15 protein-coding genes and 1 pseudogene are annotated in these 21,524 nt (G+C 66.7%); 11 read left to right on the top strand and 5 right to left on the bottom strand.

Annotated elements, in window-relative coordinates:
- Nucleotides 1–28: 28 nt before the first annotated feature.
- Both glmS and BDO18943_RS21725 read right to left on the bottom strand, forming a co-directional pair.
- Nucleotides 29–1,846: a glutamine--fructose-6-phosphate transaminase (isomerizing) gene (gene glmS / locus BDO18943_RS21730; RefSeq protein WP_175023989.1), complete on the bottom strand. Its 1,818-nt coding sequence runs from the start codon at nt 1,844–1,846 to the stop codon at nt 29–31.
- Between the two features lie 49 nt (nt 1,847–1,895).
- Complete coding sequence (locus tag BDO18943_RS21725; protein ID WP_175023988.1) at nt 1,896–2,984, bottom strand: prenyltransferase/squalene oxidase repeat-containing protein; 1,089 nt, start codon at nt 2,982–2,984, stop codon at nt 1,896–1,898.
- A 1,330-nt stretch (nt 2,985–4,314) separates the two neighbouring features.
- Here BDO18943_RS21725 and wecB point away from each other — a divergent pair.
- The 6 genes from wecB to BDO18943_RS21695 all read left to right on the top strand — a co-directional run bounded on the left by wecB (nt 4,315) and on the right by BDO18943_RS21695 (nt 13,058).
- Nucleotides 4,315–5,532 carry a non-hydrolyzing UDP-N-acetylglucosamine 2-epimerase gene (gene wecB, locus BDO18943_RS21720; protein ID WP_175023987.1) on the top strand — a complete coding sequence of 406 codons (1,218 nt, stop codon included), beginning with the start codon at nt 4,315–4,317 and terminating at the stop codon, nt 5,530–5,532.
- Nucleotides 5,533–6,373: 841 nt separating this feature from the next.
- Nucleotides 6,374–6,835: a (2Fe-2S)-binding protein gene (locus BDO18943_RS21715; RefSeq protein WP_175023986.1), complete on the top strand. Its 462-nt coding sequence runs from the start codon at nt 6,374–6,376 to the stop codon at nt 6,833–6,835.
- Nucleotides 6,832–9,156, top strand: a complete 2,325-nt coding sequence (locus tag BDO18943_RS21710) for a xanthine dehydrogenase family protein molybdopterin-binding subunit (RefSeq protein WP_175023985.1) — start codon at nt 6,832–6,834, stop codon at nt 9,154–9,156. Before BDO18943_RS21715 ends, BDO18943_RS21710 begins: the two co-directional genes overlap by 4 nt.
- A gap of 68 nt (nt 9,157–9,224) precedes the next feature.
- Nucleotides 9,225–9,992, top strand: a complete 768-nt coding sequence (locus BDO18943_RS21705) for a class II aldolase/adducin family protein (protein ID WP_175023984.1) — start codon at nt 9,225–9,227, stop codon at nt 9,990–9,992.
- Nucleotides 9,993–10,099: 107 nt separating this feature from the next.
- Nucleotides 10,100–11,929 carry an acyl-CoA dehydrogenase gene (locus tag BDO18943_RS21700; protein ID WP_175023983.1) on the top strand — a complete coding sequence of 610 codons (1,830 nt, stop codon included), beginning with the start codon at nt 10,100–10,102 and terminating at the stop codon, nt 11,927–11,929.
- Nucleotides 11,930–12,077: 148 nt separating this feature from the next.
- Complete coding sequence (locus BDO18943_RS21695; protein ID WP_175023982.1) at nt 12,078–13,058, top strand: NADPH:quinone oxidoreductase family protein; 981 nt, start codon at nt 12,078–12,080, stop codon at nt 13,056–13,058.
- Nucleotides 13,059–13,136: 78 nt separating this feature from the next.
- Here the strand turns inward: BDO18943_RS21695 and BDO18943_RS21690 are convergent, their stop codons facing one another.
- Nucleotides 13,137–14,054, bottom strand: coding sequence for a LysR substrate-binding domain-containing protein (locus BDO18943_RS21690; RefSeq protein ID WP_175023981.1), 918 nt, complete (start codon nt 14,052–14,054; stop codon nt 13,137–13,139).
- A gap of 180 nt (nt 14,055–14,234) precedes the next feature.
- On the opposite strand from BDO18943_RS21690, the gene BDO18943_RS21685 reads away from it, so the two are divergent.
- Both BDO18943_RS21685 and BDO18943_RS21680 read left to right on the top strand, forming a co-directional pair.
- A complete protein-coding gene (locus BDO18943_RS21685; RefSeq protein WP_175023980.1) occupies nt 14,235–14,933 on the top strand; it encodes a pirin family protein in 699 nt (232 codons plus the stop codon).
- Between the two features lie 49 nt (nt 14,934–14,982).
- Entirely contained in the window at nt 14,983–15,399 is a 417-nt protein-coding gene (locus tag BDO18943_RS21680; RefSeq protein ID WP_175023979.1) for a DoxX family protein, read from the top strand.
- 105 nt (nt 15,400–15,504) lie between these two features.
- Here the strand turns inward: BDO18943_RS21680 and BDO18943_RS21675 are convergent.
- Nucleotides 15,505–16,041 (bottom strand): annotated as a pseudogene (locus tag BDO18943_RS21675) (PadR family transcriptional regulator).
- Between the two features lie 150 nt (nt 16,042–16,191).
- Between BDO18943_RS21675 and BDO18943_RS21670 the strand changes: the two are divergent.
- On the top strand, nt 16,192–18,216 hold the full coding sequence (locus BDO18943_RS21670; RefSeq protein WP_175023978.1) for an oxidoreductase: 2,025 nt from the start codon (nt 16,192–16,194) through the stop codon (nt 18,214–18,216).
- Between the two features lie 43 nt (nt 18,217–18,259).
- Nucleotides 18,260–18,700 carry a nuclear transport factor 2 family protein gene (locus BDO18943_RS21665; RefSeq protein WP_175023977.1) on the top strand — a complete coding sequence of 147 codons (441 nt, stop codon included), beginning with the start codon at nt 18,260–18,262 and terminating at the stop codon, nt 18,698–18,700.
- A gap of 32 nt (nt 18,701–18,732) precedes the next feature.
- Here the strand turns inward: BDO18943_RS21665 and BDO18943_RS21660 are convergent, their stop codons facing one another.
- On the bottom strand, nt 18,733–20,166 hold the full coding sequence (locus BDO18943_RS21660; RefSeq protein ID WP_175023976.1) for an aminotransferase-like domain-containing protein: 1,434 nt from the start codon (nt 20,164–20,166) through the stop codon (nt 18,733–18,735).
- Between the two features lie 167 nt (nt 20,167–20,333).
- On the opposite strand from BDO18943_RS21660, the gene BDO18943_RS21655 reads away from it, so the two are divergent.
- On the top strand, nt 20,334–21,494 hold the full coding sequence (locus BDO18943_RS21655; RefSeq protein WP_175024018.1) for a pyridoxal phosphate-dependent aminotransferase: 1,161 nt from the start codon (nt 20,334–20,336) through the stop codon (nt 21,492–21,494).
- The last annotated feature ends 30 nt before the right edge of the window (nt 21,495–21,524 follow it).

Here is a 21,524-nt window from a genome sequence, read left to right as displayed (position 1 = left end):
CCGGTCCGCCCCAAGCTTCCCAACCCCCTCACTCAACCGTCACCGATTTCGCCAGATTCCTCGGCTTGTCGATATCCGCACCGCGCAAACATGCCGCGTGATACGCGAGCAGCTGCAACGGCACGACATGCAGGATCGGCGACAACAACCCGTAGTAATCGGGCATCCGCAGCACCGACACACCTTCGCTGTTGTCGATCCGCGTATCGGCATCGGCGAACACGTAAAGCTGCCCGCCGCGCGCGCGCACTTCCTGCATGTTCGACTTCAGCTTCTCGAGCAGCGCATCGTTCGGCGCGATCGTCGCAACGGGCATCGTGTGCGTCACGAGCGCGAGCGGCCCGTGCTTCAGCTCGCCCGCGGGATACGCTTCCGCGTGGATATACGAAATCTCCTTCAGCTTCAGCGCACCTTCGAGTGCGATCGGGTAGTGCAGCCCGCGCCCGAGAAACAGCGCGTTCTCGTGCTGCGAGAATTCCGCCGCCCAGCGCTCGATCTGCGGCTCGAGCCCGAGCACGTCCTCGAGTGCGCCAGGCAGCCGCCGCAGTTGCATCGTATAGCGCGCAAGCTGCGCATCGTCGACGTAGCCTCGCAGCCGCCCGAGCGTGACCGCGAGTATGAACAGCGCGACGAGCTGCGTCGTAAACGCCTTGGTCGACGCGACGCCGATTTCCGGGCCGGCCCGCGTCAGGAAGCGCAGGCCGGTCTGCCGCATCATCGCGCTGGTCGGCACGTTGCAGATCGCCAGCGTGTCGATATGGCCGAGGGCCTGTGCATACTTGAGCGCGGCGAGCGTGTCGGCGGTCTCGCCGGATTGCGACACGCTCACCACCAGCGTATTCGGCATCGCGAGCGCGTCGCTGTAACGGTATTCGCTCGCGATCTCGACCTGTGCGGGCACGCGTGCGATCGTTTCGAGCCAGCGGCGCGCGGTCAGGCCGGAGTAGTGACTCGTGCCGCACGCGAGAATCAGCACGTTGTCGATCTGCTCGAACGCCCGCGCGGCGTCGGGGCCGAATACGGCCGGGGCGAACAGCCCCGCATCCGGGATGGTCGCGGCCACGGCCTGCGGCTGCTCGAAGATCTCCTTCTGCATGAAATGCCGGTACGGCCCGAGTTCGACGGCGGCCTGCGCGGAGGAGATGGTCTGTACCGCACGCTCGACCGGCGCGCCGCCGCGGTCGAGCACGCGCACGCCGCCCGGCGTCAACTCGACGATGTCGCCTTCCTCGAGAAAGATGAAGCGGTCGGTGATGCCGGCCAGCGCGAGCGCATCGGAGGCAAGAAAGCATTCGCCGTCCTTTACGCCAACGACGAGCGGCGAGCCGACCCGCGCGCCGATCAGCCGCTGCGGCTCGTGCTTGCTGAACACCGCGATCGCGTAGGCGCCGTGGAGCTGCGACGTTGCCGCGCGCACGGCGGCAAGCAAATCGCCGCGATACTGGCTGTGGATCAGGTGCGCGACGACCTCGGTGTCGGTCTGGCCATCGAATTCGTAGTGCGCGTCTGAAAGTTGCTTGCGCAACGTTTCGTGGTTTTCGATAATGCCGTTGTGGACGAGCGCGATTTCATCGCGCGAGAAGATCGGATGCGCGTTGCAGGTTGCCGGCGCGCCGTGCGTTGCCCAGCGCGTGTGCGCGATGCCGGTGCTGCCGGTCAGGCCGGCGGTACGCACGTGCGCGTCGAGGTCGGCGACCCGCGACACGCTGCGCTCGCGACGCGCCTGCCCGTCGACGACCGTCGCCACGCCGCATGAGTCGTAGCCGCGATATTCGAGACGACGCAAACCTTCAATCAGAATCGGGACGATGTCCCGTTGCGCGACCGCGCCGACGATGCCACACATGACACGTCTCCTTCCCTTGTAGTCATCATGGACCGCGCGCACCGTTGCGTCAGCGCGATGCGGTCGCCGTTGCCGCCGCCGTCGTGAATCCGCATCGAGCGGGGATGACGGGGGCGGCCATCCGTTTTTCGAATGCCAGATAAAGCGACTCCTCCAGTACGTTCCAGTGCGCGCCGTGCCGGTATGGCGCTGATCGCGCTTGCCAGCAGGCGACCGTGCCCCAATCGTTCATCTTGACCGCGACCAGCGCGATCAAACCCCACGGATAATCGGTGTCGGCGAGTTGCGGCCAGCTCTTGCCGTACTTCCTCATCCACTGCGCGTAGATCGTCTCGCCAGATTGTTCGGGAACCTGAATATCCGACAGAAGCGGGAGGATCTGCGCGATCTTCGCAGGATAAAAACTCGTGTCGCTGACCTGCTGCGTGCTGGCGCGAAAGCCGGATTCCGTGCCGCGCCAGAACACCTTCAGGATCGCGGATGCCAGCCGGTCGGCGCGCTGGCTCCAAGGGCCCGCGTGCGTGTAGTCGGCGCGCCGGACGTAGTACGCAGAGAGTGCCTGGAACGCGCTGTGTACCTCGACGTTGTCCATCAGCAACGCGACGTGCAGTGACGACGAGATCTGATAGACGCCGGAGGGTTTGTCGAGCAGCGTGTCCAGATGCAGGCCGGCCCGGTTCATGCTCAGCTCCCACGCGGCAGGCAAGCCGTCAGGTGGCGCAAAACGGGCGAGCAGTTCGATCCAGGTCGCCATCATTGCGTCGTCGGTTTCCGCATCGGCACATGCGCGGTAGCGGCTGTTCTTCACGCAGTAGCGCTCGAAACCGCCATCCGGACGCTGGCGCGGCAGCAACCATGCGATCCACGCGAGTGCAGCCTGACGGGCGTCGAGCTGCGCGTCGGACGCGGCGAGCAGCGCTTTCGCCGCGAAATACGGGTCGATGCCGACGCCGTTCTGGCGCACGGTGATCGCGCCGTCGGTACGCTGGTACATCCCGTTGAGCCGGAGTTCCGCGGCGCTCGCGTGCAGCGCGAAGCCACACGCGGCGATACAGCAGGCGACGTGCCACCGGCGGCACAGCGCGACGGTGGCCGCTATGCGCGCGCGTGAGGTCGGGCAAAGCGCGGGCCGGTTCATGGTCTTGGGCGCCTGCGCGGCGGTCCTGTTCAATCGTCGCCGGGCGCGGCGTTGGCCGCGTCGCACCTGGCGAGCGCGTCGACGTTGTGGCTCGGTTCACCGTGGCGCGGGTGAACCCGAGGCGGGTACCGATAGTTGCGTCCACGGGCCGGTTCTTTACAGCGGAGCCGGAACCAGGCTCGCGGATCGCGCGTAATTCAACAGGACACGTCGGCACGTTCGGCACGCAGGAGCGCTTGTCTGTCGCTCCAGGTGGACGCGTTGCATTTCGCCCCTGCTTCGTTGCTTGGGCGTCCCCGTTCGTCCGCTGTCGGGCGGGCGCTTCGGGGCACACCTGACTGTCATTAAGCAAGGCGTGAGCCATCGGCCGAGATGCCGCGCGCAGCAAGGGGCGGGGGTGGCGTCCGGATGCTTGGCGCGGACGGAGGCGGCGGATTTTGATTCATCGAAGAATCAGCGTGCACGGGCCGAATACCCGAGCGCGATCGGCGTCGCGGCCCGTAAGCGTCATGCGTCGAGCGAATTGTCTGCCGAACCTGTGCGACCTCGGCCGCACGACTATGCGCGGTGACGTGCATCGCGTCGTTCGTTGCGTGTGCATCGGCCGGAATGTCGCTGTGTTCCATGAGAGCGCATGCGTTGCATGGACCGGAATCTGATGCAACACGCCAGTTCCGGACCCGCGTTACACATTCGCAACATTTCCCACCCTCTTGATTCGTGCGACGTGAACGACGTTGCGTGCCGGGTAAATCCCTCGTGCATGACCGCGGCCGAGGGGGCGATGGCGCCGCCCGCTGCGCAGACAAAAGTGGCGGATCAAGGAAGCGCAACGCGCTTCGAGAGATGCGTGAGATGCGATGAGCGACGAACGCTCGACGTGGGGTCGCGATTCGTCGGACGACGTCGCCGAGGGAACCACGCGACTGCCCGGATAGGTGCCTGTATCGCGTGTATCCGGCGCTGCGACACGCGTAGCAGTTGTGAAACATTCCGTCGCGCGCTGCGTGTGCGCGGTGCGCGCAGTGTGAACCGCACACGGCTGCAGGGCGGCTGGTTTGAATATTGCTGTAGTGGTGTGGAAGGGAAGTGAACAACAGACGTGACGCCAGGCTCAGCGAGGAAAGACTCATGACGTGACTGATCAAGTGCAACGGGACGCCGGTAGTACGACGATTCGCGTGGCGTAGACCACGCGGACCGGGCGGCGCGCTCGCTCCGCGACATCGCAACGTGTCGATCGCGTGCGAGTACGGGAGGCGCCGCCTGAATACATGCTTCGCGCCACGGGCAGGGTCATTCAGCGCGAAATGGCTCAACGAGGATAACGATGAAGAAGATTTTGCTTGTGTTCGGGACTCGGCCGGAGGCCATCAAGATGGCGCCGCTGGTGCGTGCATTGAAAGCACAAGCGGGTGTCGACGCCAGGGTATGCGTGACCGCGCAGCACCGCGAAATGCTCGATCAGGTGCTGACGCTGTTCGACATCAAGCCCGACTACGATCTCAACGTGATGCGCCAAAGTCAGACCCTGACCGACGTGACGACGGGCATTCTGCAGGCGATCGGCATCGTCTTCGACGAATTGCGTCCGGACGTCGTGCTGGTACACGGCGATACGACGACCACGCTTGCGGTCAGTCTTGCGGCGTTCTACCGCTATCTGCCGGTCGGGCACGTGGAGGCCGGCTTGCGCAGCGGCGACATCTGGTCGCCGTGGCCTGAAGAGTTGAATCGCCGCGTGACCGACGCGGTGTCGTCGTGGCATTTCGCGCCGACCGGGCAGGCACGCGACAACCTGCTCAGCGAGGGCGTACCGGGCGGGGCGGTCGTGCTGACCGGCAATACCGTGATCGACGCGCTGCACGAGGTCAAGCGCATGCTCGATTGCACCGCGGCGCTGACGGAGCGGGTCGCGGGACAGTTTCCGTTTCTCGAACCGTCGCGGCGCGTGGTGCTGATCACCGGCCATCGTCGCGAAAGTTTCGGTGAGCCGTTCCAGAATTTCTGCGATGCGCTGTGTACGCTGGCGAACCGCTATCCCGATGCGCAGTTCGTCTATCCGCTGCACATGAATCCGAACGTGCGGGAGCCGGCGCGCGCACGGCTCGGCCATGTGGCGAATATCTACCTGATCGAGCCGCAGGAATATCTGTCGTTCGTATTCCTGATGTCGCGCGCGCATTTCATCATCACCGATTCGGGCGGCATTCAGGAAGAAGGGCCGGCACTGGGCAAGCCGGTGCTGGTCACGCGCGAGACGACGGAGCGGCCGGAAGCGATCCAGGCCGGTACCGCTCGGCTCGTCGGAACCAACCAGGAGCGGATCGTGTGGGAGGCCTCGCGCCTGTTCGACAGCGAGAGTGCGTACGGGGAAATGGCGCATGCGAGCAATCCGTACGGCGACGGTCATGCGAGCGAGCGGATCGTTCACGCGCTGATGCGTAATCCGGGGGCACCCACGAAGGCGACGAGCTTTTCGATGGGGACGTCGGAGATGCCGCTCAATCCGCTCACGCTAGGGTTGCAGGCGCTGAGGTCGCGCTGAACGTGCGGTTGCATGAAGCGCCTGCGCTCGGCTTCGACACCATGTGAAGCTGACGGTGTTTCGTTCATGATTCGTCAGGCCCGGCGGCGCGAGACGGATGATGCCGGACTTGATCGAGACGGTGCGTTTCGATCGCGCCTATCCGGCTTTCGCGTGCCGGAGCGCAGGTTGCGCAGAAGCTGGTGGACGACCGCGTCGTCGCGGTAGTCGGCGACATCAATTCGGGCGTGTCCATATTCGCGGGATGTTCCGCCCGGGCATGGTGCTCGACCCCTTGGGCACGCACCACATCCGTCGTGGCAGAGCGGCTACCTCACGCGCCCATCGCTCGCCGGGACCGACGTGCCAGTCGGTCCCGGCTGCATGATGCACGTCATGCGTCATCGATTCCCCTTCGACCTTTCCCCGTTTCGCCACGTCAGTGCTGCTACGCACCGTCTGCGCAAAACTGCCGCACATCAGTTAGAGTTGGAGCCCGGGCCATTCCGCATACGATTCCGGCTCCCCGGCGCGATGCAGACGCCGCCGGAGCTGAACATCGCACGCAGGTGCCGCGATTCGCGGCGCCGTTTCTGGCAGTCCCGACAGGGTTGCGTTGCCTGAATGACGGTTGGCATGGGGCAGAATCCGGGCGGGTGCGTGTCCGCTATCAATCCGGATCGCGTGTCCGATAGCCATCCTCGGCCAGCCGTACCGATAACGACGCATTGACTGCCGGTTCTGCCGGCGGAGCAGCCTACACGACGGCACCGGGCCGGCGCAGCAGAACGCACCCGCCGCCGTTCGAATCCCCACCGGGCACCCGTGGTGCGATGCGGGCGCCTCGACCAGGAGGTGAACGATGATCACGCTGACCGTCAACGGTAGCGAACAGCACTTCGACGGCAATCGCGACATGCCGTTGCTCTGGTATCTGCGCGATGTCCTCGGCCACACCGGCACGAAGTTCGGCTGCGGCATGGCACTGTGCGGTGCGTGCACCGTGCACCTCGACGGCGTCGCGATCCGGTCGTGCATCACGCCCGTCGCGGCCGCTGCCGGCAAGCGCGTGACGACGATCGAGGGCCTGTCGACCGATCTGACCCATCCGCTGCAGCAGGCCTGGCAGGAACTGAACGTCGCGCAGTGTGGCTACTGCCAGTCCGGGCAGATCATGCAGGCCGCGTCGCTGCTGAAGACGAATCCCCATCCGACCGACGCCGACATCGACGATGCGATGTCCGGCAATATCTGCCGCTGCGGCACCTACACGCGCATTCGCGCGGCGATCCGTCTGGCCGTGCGCCGCGGAGGTGCCGCATGAGCGCGCCCGAACTCTCCGTCCAAAACGAAAGCCGCCGTGCGCTGCTGCTCGGCTTCGCGTCCGGCGGGCTGCTGCTCGCGTTCGGCGTGCCGTCGCTCGTGCGCGCGGCCGTGCCGGTGCAGCCGCCCGTCAGCGCGAATCCGCAGTACGGCGGCGCGGGGATGCCGCACGGGTTGCGCGACGATCCGCACCTGTTCGTCGCGATCGCGCCGGATGGCACGGTCACCGTGACCTGCATCCGCTCCGAGATGGGGCAGGGCGTACGCACGAGCGTCGCGCTCGTGGTGGCGGACGAGCTGGGCGCGGATTGGGCGCGCGTGAAGGTCGCACAGGCCGTCGGCGACGAGCCGCGCTACGGCAACCAGAACACCGACGGATCGCGCAGCCTGCGCCAGAGCTTCGCCGCGCTGCGTCGCGCGGGCGCGGCCGCGCGCACGATGCTCGAACAGGCTGCCGCTGCTGCGTGGGGCGTCGATGCGCGTCAGGTCAAGGCGACGGTGCACGAGGTCGTCGACACGAAGAGCGGGCGCAAGCTTGGTTTCGGCGAACTGGCGGCGAAGGCAGCGGCGCTGCCGGCGCCGGATCCGGCATCGGTGGTGCTGAAGGCGCCGGCCGAATTCCGCTATATCGGCAAGGGCGAAACGGCGCTGATCGACGGGCGCGACATCGTCGGCGGCCGCGCGCATTACGGCATCGACACGCGGCTCGACGGGATGCTGTATGCGGTCGTCGCGCGACCGCCGGCCTACGGTGACACCGTGGCGTCGTTCGACGCGTCGGCAGCGGAGAAGCTGCCGGGTGTCGTCAAGGTCGTGCAGCTTGCGCCGACGCCGCTGCCGTCCGGTTTCCAGCCCCTTGGCGGCGTGGCCGTCGTCGCGCGCGATACGTGGACAGCGATCCAGGCGCGCGCGCAACTGAAGATCGACTGGAAGCGCGGGCTCAACGCGACCTACGACTCGACCGCGTATCGCAAGACCCTCGAAGCGGCGGCCGCGCAACCGGGCGACGTGATCCGCAACGACGGCGACGCGGCGGCGGCGCTGGCCGGCGCCGCGAAACGCGTGCGTGCGACGTACTACATTCCCCATCTCGCGCACGCGACGATGGAGCCGCCCGCGGCTGTCGCGCGCGTGGCGGACGGCCGCTGCGAAGTGTGGACCTGCACGCAGGCGCCGCAGACCACGCGCGACGAGATCGCGAAAGCGCTCGGGTTGCCGACGGAGCGCGTGACGGTCAACGTGACGCTGCTCGGCGGCGGTTTCGGCCGCAAGTCGAAGCCCGACTACGTGGTGGAGGCGGCATTGCTGTCGAAGGCGGTCGGCGCGCCCGTCAAGCTGACGTTCACGCGCGAGGACGACATCGCGCACGACTATTTTCATGCGGTGTCGCTCGAAGCGTTCGACGGCGGGATCGACGCGTCGGGGAACGTGGTCGCCTGGCAGCATCGCACGGTCGCGCCGTCGATCCAGTCGACGTTCAGGGCCGGCGTCGCGCACGAGCAGCCGGGCGAGCTCGCGCAGGGCATTGCGGACCTGCCGTTCGCGATTCCGAACGTTCGGATCGAGAATCCGGCCGCGGAAGCGCACACGCGGATCGGCTGGTTCCGCTCGGTCTACAACATCCCGCATGCGTTCGGCATCCAGAGCTTCGTGTCGGAGCTGGCGCACGCGGCCGGCCGCGACCCGAAGGATTTCCTGCTCGAACTGATCGGGCCCGCGCGGCGTTTCGAGCCGCACATCGCGGTGAAGAACGTGAACTACGGCGAGGATCCGGCGCTGTATCCGGTCGATACCGGGCGGCTGCGGCGCGTGGTCGAGACGGTCGCGCGCGAAGCCGGCTGGGGGCGCAAGCTTTCGAAGGGGCACGGGCTCGGGATCGCCGCGCATCGCAGCTTCGTGTCGTATACGGCGGCGGTGTGCGAGGTGCAGGTCGATGCCGACGGCAAGATCACGGTGCCGCGGGTCGACATCGCGATCGACTGCGGGCCGCAGGTCAATCCGGAGCGTGTACGCTCGCAGCTCGAGGGCGCGGTGGTGATGGGGCTCGGCATCGCGTTGCACGGCGAGATCACGTTCAAGGACGGCCATCCGGAGCAGAGCAACTTCAACGGCTTCCAGGTACTGAGAATGAACGAAGCGCCGCGCGAAATCCGCGTGCATCTCGTCGCGCCGGACGATTTTGCGACGCCGCTGGGCGGCGTGGGCGAGCCGGGCCTGCCGCCCGTCGCGCCGGCGCTGACCAATGCGATTTTCGCGGCGACCGGCACGCGCATCCGCAGCCTGCCGGTTGCCGATCAGCTCGCGAAGCCCCGGGCAGGGTGACACAATCCCCAGGCCGGGCCGCATCGTGCGGCCCGGTACGCATCCATCCTTGAACGAGGAGTGTCGACGTGGCCTCATCCGATGTCAGCGTGAAGCAGGCAGTTTCCCCCACCGAATGGGACGCGCGAGTCAACCTGGCGGCCGCTTACCGCCTCACCGCGCTGTTCGGCTGGGACGATCTCGTGTTCACCCATATTTCCGCGCGCGTGCCCGGCCCGGAGCATCATTTCCTGATCAACCCGTACGGGATGATGTTCGACGAGATCACCGCATCGTCGCTGGTGAAGGTGGATCTCGACGGCCGCAAGGTGTCCGAATCACCTTACCAGATCAACCCGGCCGGTTTCACCATTCACAGCGCGGTGCACGCGGCCCGCGACGACGCGCTGTGCGTGATGCATACGCATTCGATCAACGGCGTCGCGGTGTCGGCGCAGGAAGCGGGGCTGCTGCCGCTGTCGCAGCAGTCGCTCGGCGTGCTGGCATCGCTCGGCTATCACGACTACGAGGGCATTGCGCTCAACGAGGGCGAGAAAGCGCGCCTCGTGCGCGATCTCGGCGCCAACACGAACCTGATGCTGCGCAATCACGGCCTGCTGACCGTCGGCGCGACGCCGGCAGACGCGTTCGTCGCGATGTACTTCTTCGAAGCGGCCTGCATGATCCAGGTCCGCGCGCAGGCCGGCGGCTCGGCGTTGTTGCCGATCGGGCAGCCGATTCTCGACGGCATCAAGCAGCAGATCGCCGCAGTGACGCGCGGGATGGGCGCCGGGGCGCTCGTCTGGCCCGGCTTGCTGCGCCGGCTCGATCGACGCAATCCCGGTTACGCAGACTAGCGCATCCGTCGTTGTCGTTTTAGAACGACCGTGCTAAATTCCTGCCAGCCCTTGCAGTCACGGAACCCTTCATTCGGCTGACGAAGCCGGCCCCGGGAGGCAGCACGATGAGCTTGTTGATGTCGCGACGCGATCTCGCGTTCCTGCTGTATGACTGGCTCGACGCGGAAGCGCTCGTCGCGCTGCCGCGTTACGCCGAGCACAGTCGCGAGACGTTCGACGCGGTGCTCGATACCAGCGAGCGGATTGCGGAAGACCTGTTCGCGCCGCATGCGGCGCGTGGCGATCGCGAGGAGCCGCAGTTCGACGGCGAGCGCGTGACGCTGATCCCGGACGTCGAACCGGCGGTGCGCGCCTTTGCGGACGCCGGGTTGATCGCCGCGGGCCATGACGAAGCGCTCGGCGGCATGCGCTTGCCGAAGCTGGTCGAAGCCGCGTCGTTCCTGTTCTTCCAGGCCGCGAACATCGCGACGGCCGCCTATCCGTTCCTGACCGTTGCCAACGCGAACCTGCTCGTCGCGCACGGCAGCCCCGCGCAGATCGACGCGTTCGCGCGCCCGGAACTGGAAGGGCGCTACCTCGGCACCATGTGCCTGTCGGAACCGCAAGCCGGTTCGTCGCTGTCCGACATCGCGACGCGCGCGGATTTCGAAGGCGACTCGCCGCTCGGCCCGCGCTACCGGCTGACGGGCAACAAGATGTGGATCTCGGGCGGCGAACACGAGCTGACGGAGAACATCGTCCACCTCGTGCTCGCGAAGATTCCCGACGAACATGGCCGGCTGCTGCCCGGCACGCGCGGGATCTCGCTGTTCATCGTGCCCAAGTACCTGCCGGGCACCGACGGCGCCGCGCAGGGCGAGCACAACGACGTGGTGCTCGCCGGGCTGAACCACAAGATGGGTTACCGCGGCACCACCAACTGCCTGCTGAATTTCGGCGAAGGCACGCGTTACCGCCCGGAAGGGCGCGCTGGCGCGATCGGCTATCTGGTCGGCCAGGCGAACCACGGCCTCGCTTACATGTTCCACATGATGAACGAAGCGCGCATCGGTGTCGGCGCGGGCGCGGTGGCGCTCGGCTACACGGGTTATCTGCACGCGCTCGACTACGCGCGCAACCGGCCGCAAGGGCGCCCGCTCGGGCCGACGGGCAAGGATGCCGCCGCGCCGCAGGCGCCGATCGTCGAACATCCGGACGTGCGGCGCATGCTGCTCGCGCAGAAGGCCTATGTCGAAGGCGGTCTCGCGCTGATCCTGTATTGCGCGAAGCTGGTCGATGAAGCACGCGCGCACGACGACGCAGCCGTGCGCGCCCATGCCACGCGCCTGCTCGACATCCTGACGCCGATCGCGAAAAGCTGGCCGTCCCAGTGGTGTCTCGCGGCGAACGACCTCGCGATCCAGGTGCACGGCGGCTATGGCTACACGCGCGATTACGCGGTCGAGCGGCTCTACCGCGACAATCGGCTCAATCCGATTCACGAAGGCACGCACGGGATCCAGGCGCTCGACCTGCTGGGCCGCAAGGTCGCACAGGACGATGGTGCGTCGCTGCGCGCACTCGATGCGCGGATCAGCGCGACCGTCGAACGTGCGCGGACGCTCGATGACGGCCTGCGCGAGCACGCCGACGCGCTGGCGCGGCGCTGGGCACGGCTCGGCGATGTCACGCGACAGCTGAGCGCGATCGGCGATCCGCAGGCGCGGCTCGCGAACGCGAGTGTCTATCTGGAAGCGTTCGGCCATCTCGTCGTCGCGTGGCTGTGGCTCGACGTGACGCTTGCCGCGCACGGGAAAGCCGACGATTTCCACGACGGCAAGCGTGCGGCCGCCCGCTACTTCTTCAACTGGGAATTGCCGAAAGTGGATGCGCAGCTCGACCTGCTGGCGAGTGTCGACACGACGACGCTCGAGATGCGCGACGCGTGGTTCTGATCATTGCTTCACCGACAGTCCGGAATGCCGACGAGGTCGCGGATGCCGATTCCACCGGCTGTCGCGTACTCGTCGTGAACCGGCCGTGCGGGTGTGCCCCGCAGGCCGACCCGATGCCAGCCTACGCCGCACAAGGAGAGAGACGAACATGAAAGCCCTGTTGTGTACCGCATTCGGCCCGATCGACAGCTTGCGCATCGAGGACGTCGCGATTCCCGAGCCGGCCGCGGGCCAGGTCCGGGTTCAGGTGAAGGCCGCATCGCTCAATTTCCCCGATGCGCTGATCGTCCAGGGCTTGTATCAGGTGAAGCCGGCGCTGCCGTTTTCGCCGGGCGCGGAATTTGCCGGCGTGATCGACGCGGTGGGCGAGGGCGTGACTGCGTGGCAGCCCGGCGATTCGGTGGTCGCGTTCACCGGGCACGGCGGGTTCGCCCAACAGTGCGTGGCCGACGTGCACCAGATTGCCGCACTGCCGCCGGGCATGACCTTCGAGCAGGGCGCGGCGCTCGTGCTCGCGTACGGCACGTCGCTGCACGCATTGCAGCAGCGTGCGCGGCTGCAAGAAGGCGAGACGTTGCTCGTGCTGGGCGCGGCGGGCGGCGTTGGCCTCGCGGCGATCGAGATTGCGAAAGCGCTCGGCGCGCGCGTGATTGCGGCGGCGTCGAGTGCGGACAAGCTGGCACTGTGTCGTGAAGCGGGCGCCGACGAGACGATCGACTATTCGACCGAAGACTTGCGCCGCCGTGTGGACGAATTGACCGGCGGGCGCGGTGCCGACGTCGTCTACGATCCGGTGGGCGGCGCCTATAGCGAGGCGGCGTTGCGCGCGACCGCCTGGCACGGCCGGTTCCTCGTGGTCGGCTTCGCGGCCGGCGAGATCCCGAAGATCGCGCTGAACCTGGCGCTTCTCAAGGAGCGCGACATTCTCGGCGTGTTCTGGGGCGATGCGGTGCGCCGCGACCCGAAGCAGCACGTCGCGAACATGCGGCTCCTCGCCGAATGGTTCGCGGCCGGCAAGGTGCGACCCGCGATCACCGAGCGCGTGTCGCTGGCCGGTGCGGCCGACGCGATCGCGCGGATGGCGAACCGGCAGGTGAAGGGCAAGGTGGTGATCCTGCCGGACGCGTGATCGGGACCCGCGTGCGGCGGCGCAACGTGCGCCGCACGCGTCTTGCTGGCGCGCTGCATCGCGACACCCGTGCGGCTGCTACGCGATTCGGTTCAGTTCGTCGAAGCCCGCGACGAGCGCATCGAGCAGATGGCGTACGGCGGGCACCATCCCGCGCCGCGACGGGAAGATCGCGTGGACGAGCGCCGTCGGCGCAGACAGCGCTGGCATCAGGTGGATCAGCCGGCCGGCCTGAAGATCGGCATTCACCAGTTCGCGCGGCAACTCGGCGACGCCAATACCGTCGAGCGCGGCAAGCCGCAGGGTCGCCAGGTCGTCGGTGGCCAGCCGGGGCCGGTGGGTGAAGGACAGCGTGTGCCCGTCGGTGTCCGTCAGGTTCCACACGAACCGGTCGCCGCTGCCGGCCGTTGATACCGTCGGCCAGTCCTTCAGGCTGTCGATCGACTCGGGTGCCGGAAACCGCGCGGCCAGTGCCGGGCTCGCAACGAGAATCCGGTACGACAGCCCGAGCTGCCGGACCGCGAGATCGGTGTCCTCCAGCGGCGGAACCCTGACGCGGATCGCGAAATCCAGCCCTTCCTCGACCACGTCGACACGCCGGTTGGTCGCATCGAGTTGCACCTGAACCTGCGGATTGCTCTCGATGTATCGCGAGACGATCCCGGCGACACCCGAACTCAGCAATCCGACCGGGCAACTGATGCGCACCGTGCCCTGCGGCTGCGTGCGCGTGCGGTCGACGATGTCCTTCGCGGCCTTCGATTCCGCGACCAGCGCGACGCAATGCTGATGGAACTGTCGCCCGGTTTCCGTCAGCGACAGGCTGCGGCTCGTGCGATTGAGCAGCCGCACGCCGAGTTCTTCCTCCAGCGCACGAATGCGCCGGCTGAGCTTCGAGGTCTGCGCGCCGAGGCTGCGGGCGGCAGCCGTAAAGCTCCCGTGTTCAACCACTTCCGCGAACAGCCGGAGATCGTTCAGATCGGCGATGGGATTCATGGGGGGCGGCTCTGTCCGTTCAGATCGTTCTACTGGTGGCAATGATACGTTGCGATTCCGGAGATATGCGAGCGATCTTTGCGAAATTAGCATTCATCCAACGTTCGGTGTCGTGCAGAAACCGGCAAGGCACCGCCAGGCATCCGCCCGTCGTTCGGGCTGCAGGAAAAGGAGGAGGACATGTTGACGCATCGGCGCTGGGCATCACTGGACAACGCGAATCACGGCTGGCTGCGCGCGAAATTCCATTTCGCCGTGACGGCCGACGGCACGCCCGAGCATGCGCCGCTGGGCCCGCTGATCGTGTGGAACGACGACGAGATCGCCGTCGGCGGCGGGTTCCCGATGCACGGGCACCGCAACATGGAAATCATCACGTACGTGCGGCAGGGCGTGCTCGGGCATCGCGACACGCTCGGGTCCGAAGGCACGATCAGCACGGGCGACGTGCAGGTGATGAGCGCCGGCACCGGCATCCGGCATGCGGAATTCAACCGGGGCGACACGCCGCTGAAGCTGTACCAGATCTGGCTGTTGCCCCGTTCAAACGGCGGCGCGCCCGGGTGGGGCACGAAGCGGTTTCCGAAAGGCGACCGGTCCGGGCGTTTCGTCGTGCTGGCGAGCGGCCATGCCGGCGACGAAGGCGCGCTGCCGATCCGCGCCGACGCACGCGTGCTCGGTGCGACGCTGAAGGCGGGCGAGCAGGTCAGGCAGGCATTGGGGGCGACGCGCCGCGCGTATCTCGTCGCGGCATCGGGGCGCATCGAAGTGAACGGGGAACGCGTGGGGCCGCTCGACGGCGTCGCGATCACGAACGAGGCCGCGCTCGACATCGTCGCGGTCGAAGATTCCGAGCTGGTGATGGTGGACGCCGGCTGAATGCCTTTATTTATCAGTCCACCGAATCATTTATTTTCAGGAGTTCATCATGGATCGTTACAAGTATCTTCCGCTTCTCGGCCGCATTCTGATCGGCGCGCCGTTTCTGATGAGCGGGTTGAGCAAGCTCGCCGCACACGCGGCCACCGTCGGCTACATCGCTTCCGTCGGCCTGCCGGCGCCATCGCTCGCCTTCGTGGTCGCGGTGCTCGTCGAAGCGGGCGGCGGCCTGCTGCTGATGTCGGGTTACCGCGCCCGCCCCGTGGCGCTGGCGATGGCGCTGTTCAGCGTCGTGACCGCCGTGTTCTTCCACCACAACTTCGCCGACCAGAACCAGATGATTCACTTCCTGAAGAACGTGATGATGGCCGGCGGGCTGCTGCAGATCGCGTACTTCGGCGCGGGCGCGTTCAGCCTCGATGCGCGGAACGCCCGCACCGCGTTGCGTATCGCACCGGCTGCGTGAGCCGGGCCGGCCGGTGCGCGTCATCAAGGCGAACCGATCGCGCGCACCGCAAACAAGCCTCCCGGCCGAACGTCGTCGATTCCTCGCGACAAGCGCCCGTCGGAGTCAATCCTTCGGCAAGCGCAGCACGTCAAGCGCCTGCTGCGAATATTCGACCCAGAACCGCTCGTTCGCGATGCCGGCCTGCAGTACCAGATGCTGAAGGCGCTTCGTGCGCGAATCGGCGCCTTCCGAAAAATCGCGCGCCTCGATCCGCAGATACAGGTCGAGCTTCTCCTGGTGCAGCGCGATGCGCCGCCTGATTTCGTCCTCGAGGCCGGCCGGGCCGAGCACCGCTTCCGCGCGCAGGCGCACCATCAATGCTTCGCGCAGCGGCGTCGGATCTTCCGGTTAGGCGATCCAGCGCCGCAACTCCTTCTTGCCGGCCGGCAGGATCCGGTACGCGCGCTTGCGGCCGCGCCCCGATTCGGCCGGCAGCGATTCGACCCAGCCCGTTTCCTCGAGACGCCCCAGCTCGCGATAGATCTGCTGGTGTGTCGCCTGCCAGAAATAGCCGATCGAACGATCGAAGCGGTCGGCGAGTTCGGAGCCTGAACCCGGGCGTTCGGCAAGAGCGGTGAGGAGTGCGTGGGGCAGGGACATGTCGGATCGGAGGAGGCCGCGGAATGAATCGCATCTTGCCATATCGGGGCCACAGTACAAGATGACGGATGCGTTTATGCAACGGGTTGCATAAACGAAAGTGGTGAACTACTATCTGTGCAACTTGTTGCATAAAAATGGAGACACCCCATGACACCGCGTTATCCGCATCTGACGACCCCGCTCGAACTCGGCTTCACGTCGCTCAGGAACCGGGTGCTGATGGGGTCGATGCACGTCGGCCTCGAGGAAGCGCCGAACGGCTTCGAGCGGATGGCGGCGTTCTATGCCGAGCGCGCGCGAGGCGAAGCCGGCCTGATCGTCACGGGCGGATTCGCGCCGAACGAGCGCGGCCGTCCGGCGCCGGGCGGCGCGATGCTGACGACCGAGGCGGAAGCCGATCGTCACCGTGTCGTGACGCGCGCGGTGCACGCGGAGGGCGGCAAGATCGCGCTGCAGATCCTCCATTTCGGGCGCTACGCGTATCACCCGGCGCTCGCCGCGCCGAGCGCGCTGAAGGCGCCGATCAACCCGTTCACGCCGCATGCGCTGAGCAGCGATGAAGTCGACGAGACGATCGCCGATTTCGTCCGATGCGCGGCGCTCGCGCAGCATGCGGGTTACGACGGCGTCGAGATCATGGGGTCGGAGGGCTACCTGATCAACGAATTCATCGCCGCGCGCACGAACCATCGCGACGACGCATGGGGCGGTGCCTACGAGAACCGCATCCGTTTCCCGGTCGAGATCGTGCGGCGCGTGCGCGAGCAGGTCGGCACGAACTTCATCCTGATCTACCGGCTGTCGATGCTCGATCTCGTCGAAGGCGGCTCGACACTCGACGAGGTGATTCGGCTCGCGCAGGCGATCGAGTCGGCCGGTGCGACGATCATCAATACGGGCATCGGCTGGCACGAGGCGCGCATTCCGACCATCGCGACCAAGGTGCCGCGTGCCGCGTACGCGTGGGTCACGCGGCAGCTGATGGGCAAGGTCGGCATCCCGCTCGTCGCGACCAACCGGATCAATACGCCGGAAGTCGCCGAGCAACTGCTCGCCGATGGCTATTGCGACATGGTGTCGATGGCGCGGCCGTTTCTCGCCGACGCCGAATTCGTCCGCAAGGCGCGGGAAGGGCGGCCGGACGAAATCAACACGTGCATCGGCTGCAACCAGGCATGCCTCGACCATACGTTCAGCGGCAGGATCACGTCGTGCCTGGTGAATCCGCGCGCGTGCCATGAAACCGAGCTCGTGATTCGCCCCGCGCCGCAGCGCAAGCGGATCGCCGTGGTCGGCGCCGGGCCGGCGGGCCTCGGCTTCGCGGTCACCGCGGCCGAGCGCGGTCATGCGGTGACGCTGTACGAAGCCGGCGCCGAGATCGGCGGCCAGTTCAATATCGCGAAGAAGGTGCCCGGCAAGGAAGAATTCAACGAGACGCTGCGGTATTTCCGCCGGCAGATCGAACTGCGCGGCGTGACGCTCTACCTCAACACGCGCGCGACCGCCGAGATGCTGTTGCAAGGCGAATTCGACGAAGTGGTGATCGCGACGGGCATCGTGCCGCGTACGCCGCCGATCGACGGCGTCGGGCATGCGAAGACGCTTGGTTACCTCGACGTATTGCGCGACGACAAGGCGGTGGGCCGCAGCGTCGCGATCGTCGGCGCCGGCGGCATCGGTTTCGACGTTGCGGAATATCTCGTCCATCGCGCAGGCGGCGAACAGGTCGACGTGGACGGGTTCCTTGCCGAGTGGGGCGTCGACCGGTCGTATGCGAACGCAGGCGGCTTGCGCCATGCGCGGCCCGAGCCGGCGGCACGGCAAGTCCATCTGTTGCAGCGCAAGGCGTCGAAAGTCGGCGACGGGCTCGGCAAGACCACCGGATGGATCCACCGCACGGCACTGAAGGCGCGCGGCGTCGGGATGTCGTCGGCGGTGACCTACCGGCGCATCGACGACGAAGGCTTCCACGTGACGATCGACGGCGTCGAGCAGACGCTGCCGGTGGACAACGTCGTGATCTGCGCGGGGCAGGAGCCGTTGCGCGAACTGGCGGAGCAACTGGAGGCCGCCGGGCGCAAGGTTCACGTGATCGGCGGCGCGCACGAAGCCGCCGAGCTCGATGCGAAGCGTGCGATTCACCAGGGCACGACGCTTGCCGCCACGCTTTGAGACTGATTCGCTTCTTTTCCGCCCGACGAGACAGGAGACTTCGATGACGAACGCACCGCAGCACCTTCAACCCGCTGTCGCGCAATCGCTCGACAAGTGGCATGCGATGATCGAACACAAGGATTTTGGCGCACTGGAATCGATCGTCCATCCGGACGCCGTGTTCCGTTCGCCGATGGCGTTCAAGCCCTACGGGCCGGCGCCCGCGCTATTGCTGGCGCTGCGCACGGTGATCACGATCCTCGAGAAGTTCACCTATCACCGCCAGTTCGTCACCGACGACGGCAAGAGCGTGGTGCTGGAGTTCAGCGCGGCCATCGGCGACAAGGCGCTGAAGGGGATCGACATGATTCGCTTCGACGACGAAGGACGGATCGTCGAATTCGAGGTCATGATCCGGCCGTTCAATGCGCTGCAGGCGCTCGGCGCGGAGATGGGCGCACGGCTCGGGCAGCAGTTGCCGACGTTCAAGATCGGCGGCTGAGTGGGGCGATCGCGGGGCGGCGGCGGCCGCGCTCAGCGCGCGAGTTGCGCCCGCGCGAGCCGGCCCAGGCACCGGACGCCGTCCTCGATGCGTGCGTTCCACACATGCCCCGCGCTCAGGCGCAGGCAATGGCGAAAGCGCCGGCTGGCGGAGAAGATGTCGCCCGGCGCAAAGCAGACGCCCTGTTCGAGCGCGGCATCGAACAGCGCGCGTGAATCGAATCGCTTCGGCAGTTCGAGCCAGAGCACGAAACCGCCGGCCGGCCGGCTCACTTTCGTGTCGGCCGGAAAGCTGGCCTCGATCGTGCGCGTCATCCGCGCCAGGTTGTCCTCGAACACGCGCCGGATGCGGCGCAAATGCGCGTCGTATGCGCCGCTCGCGAGGAAGTCGGCCAGCGCGACCTGTGGCAACACCGGGCCGCACAGGCTGAGCGCAAGCTTGCGTTCCATCACCTGCTGAGTGCGAGCCCCCGCCGCGATCCAGCCGATCCGGTATCCCGGCGCGAGGCTCTTCGAGAACGAACTGCAGTAGATCGTATCGGCCTCGCTGTCGAGTGCGCTGAACGGCCTCGGCCGATCCCGCCCGAAGTGGATGTCGCCGTACACGTCGTCTTCGATCAGCGGCACCCGATGGCGTGCGAGCAGCGCAAGCAGCGCCCGTTTGTCGTCGTCGCTCATCGCGGAGCCGAGCGGATTGCCGAAGCTCGACGACAGCACGCAGGCGGCGATCGATTCCGATTCGAGCCGCTGCGCGAGCAGGCCGACGTCGACGCCGCGCAGCGGGTCGGTCGGCAACTCCAGCGCCTTCAGTCCCAGCGCCTCCAGCGTGTGAAGCAGACCGAAGTAGGTCGGCGATTCCACCGCGATCGTATCGCCGCGCGTTGCCACGGTATTCAGCGCGAGCGTCAACGCCTCGGTGCAGCCATTCGTGACGAGGATGTCGTCGGCGGACAGCGGGTGCCCGAAGCGCATGGCACGCCGCGCGATTTCGCGGCGCAGCGCCGGTTCGCCGTAAGGCGCGCAATACACGTTGTAGCGCGTGCCATGCTGGCGCGCCGCGCGAGCGAGGGCGAGATCGAGCCGCTTCGATTGCAGCAGCGCCGGATCGGGCACCGCACATCCGAGCGGCACGAGCGCCGAATTGGCCGCGTGTTCGAGCATCGCGGCGACGGCGCCGCTGATCGACACCGTCGATGCCTTTGCGCGCGAGCGCGATGCGCTCGGCAATGCAAGCGTGCCGCCGCGTGCGGCCGCGACGTAGAAGCCCGACTGCGGCCGCGATACGAGGATGCCGCGATCTTCGAGCAGGCGGTATGCCTGCAGCGCGGTGGAGACGCTGATGCGTTGCTGTTCGCTGACGGCACGCACGGACGGCAGCCGCGTGCCGGGTGCCAGCGTACCGTTCTCGATCATGCCGACGATGAGGTCGGCCAGCTGCCTGTAGCGGAATGACGTTTGCGTTTCCATGGGACACCAGCGACAGGGAAGTGTCTGATTATCGACCGTTCGACGAGCGTGCGTCACGCAGAATTGTGTTGATCCAATCGACAGAAAATTGTGGCTGTTATGGTTTTTGTGCGAACGCTACGATGGCGGTGTTTCGATCCATCGATCGGCCATTGCGAGGCTTGCCCATGCAGACGACCCAAGCGTATTCCAGTGAGTGGCGCGGACGATTTCCGCACAACGAAATCATCTCGCTGCTCGACGTGAACCGGACCTTCAACCTGGCGGAGAGCACGTCGCAAGACCTGACGGTCGGCGAGCTGCTGGATCTGGCCGGTGTCGAGGCGGTCCGTAACCTGAAGCTCGGCTACAGCCAGTCGGCGGGTGCTGCCGTGCTGCGCGACGCGATTGCCGATATCTGCCATGTGCCGGCTGAGCAAATCGTGACGACGCAAGGTACCGCGCTCGGGTTGTTTCTGCTGGCCTATGAAGTGTGCCGGCCCGGCGACGAGGCCGTGCTCGCGACGCCGTGCTTTCCGCCGAGCCGCGACTGCCTGGTCGGCGCCGGCGCGACGGTGCGTGAAGTGCGGTTGTCGTTCGAGAACGGCTACCGGCTGGACCTCGCGCAGTTCGACGCGCGCCTGTCGTCGAAGACGCGGCTGGTCAGCATCGCGTCCCCGCAGAATCCTGGCGGCGTTCAGGCATCGCGCGCCGAAATCGATGCATTGCTGGCGTTGATGGCGCAACGCTGTCCGGACGCGATACTGTTCATCGACGAGACCTATCGCGAAGCGACTTATGGCGAGACTGCCGTGGCTGCCAGTTTCGCGGGTGTCGATCCGCGCATCGTCACGGGTTCGTCGGTGTCGAAAGCGCTGGGCGCACCTGGTCTGCGCACGGGGTGGCTCACGGTGGCCGACGCGGGGCTTCGGGCGCGTCTGCTCGTCGCGAAGCTGAATACGGTGATCTCGGGTTCGGTGCTCGACGAGACGCTGGCCGCAACCGTGTTGCGCAACCGCGAGCACGTGCTCGCGCCACGCCGCCGGCTGCTTGCCGGCGCGCTCGATACACTGTCCGGCTGGTGCGAACGTGAAAGGCGACGTGTCGAGTGGGTGCGGCCGGACGCTGGCGCACTGTGCTGCGTGCGGTTGCGTCAGGAGGCTTTCGACGAGCAGGCAGTGTCGCGCTTCTGGCAGGTATTGCCTGACCACGACGTACAGCTCGCATCAGGCACGTGGTTTGGCGAAAGCAGCCGCGTGTTCAGGCTGGGGTTCGGCTATCTTCCGCCAGAGCGTTTCCAGCCGGCGTTGTCGGCGCTGTCGCAGGCGATGGATGCAGCGGTTGCATGAATCGGGCGCCCGGCGTCCGGGCGCGGCGAA

Origin of the sequence: Burkholderia aenigmatica (genome assembly GCF_902499175.1) — a bacterium.
GTDB lineage: Bacteria > Pseudomonadota > Gammaproteobacteria > Burkholderiales > Burkholderiaceae > Burkholderia > Burkholderia aenigmatica.
The sequence above is the reverse complement of the archived record's forward strand: the minus strand, read 5'-3'. Positions and strand labels throughout refer to the sequence as shown.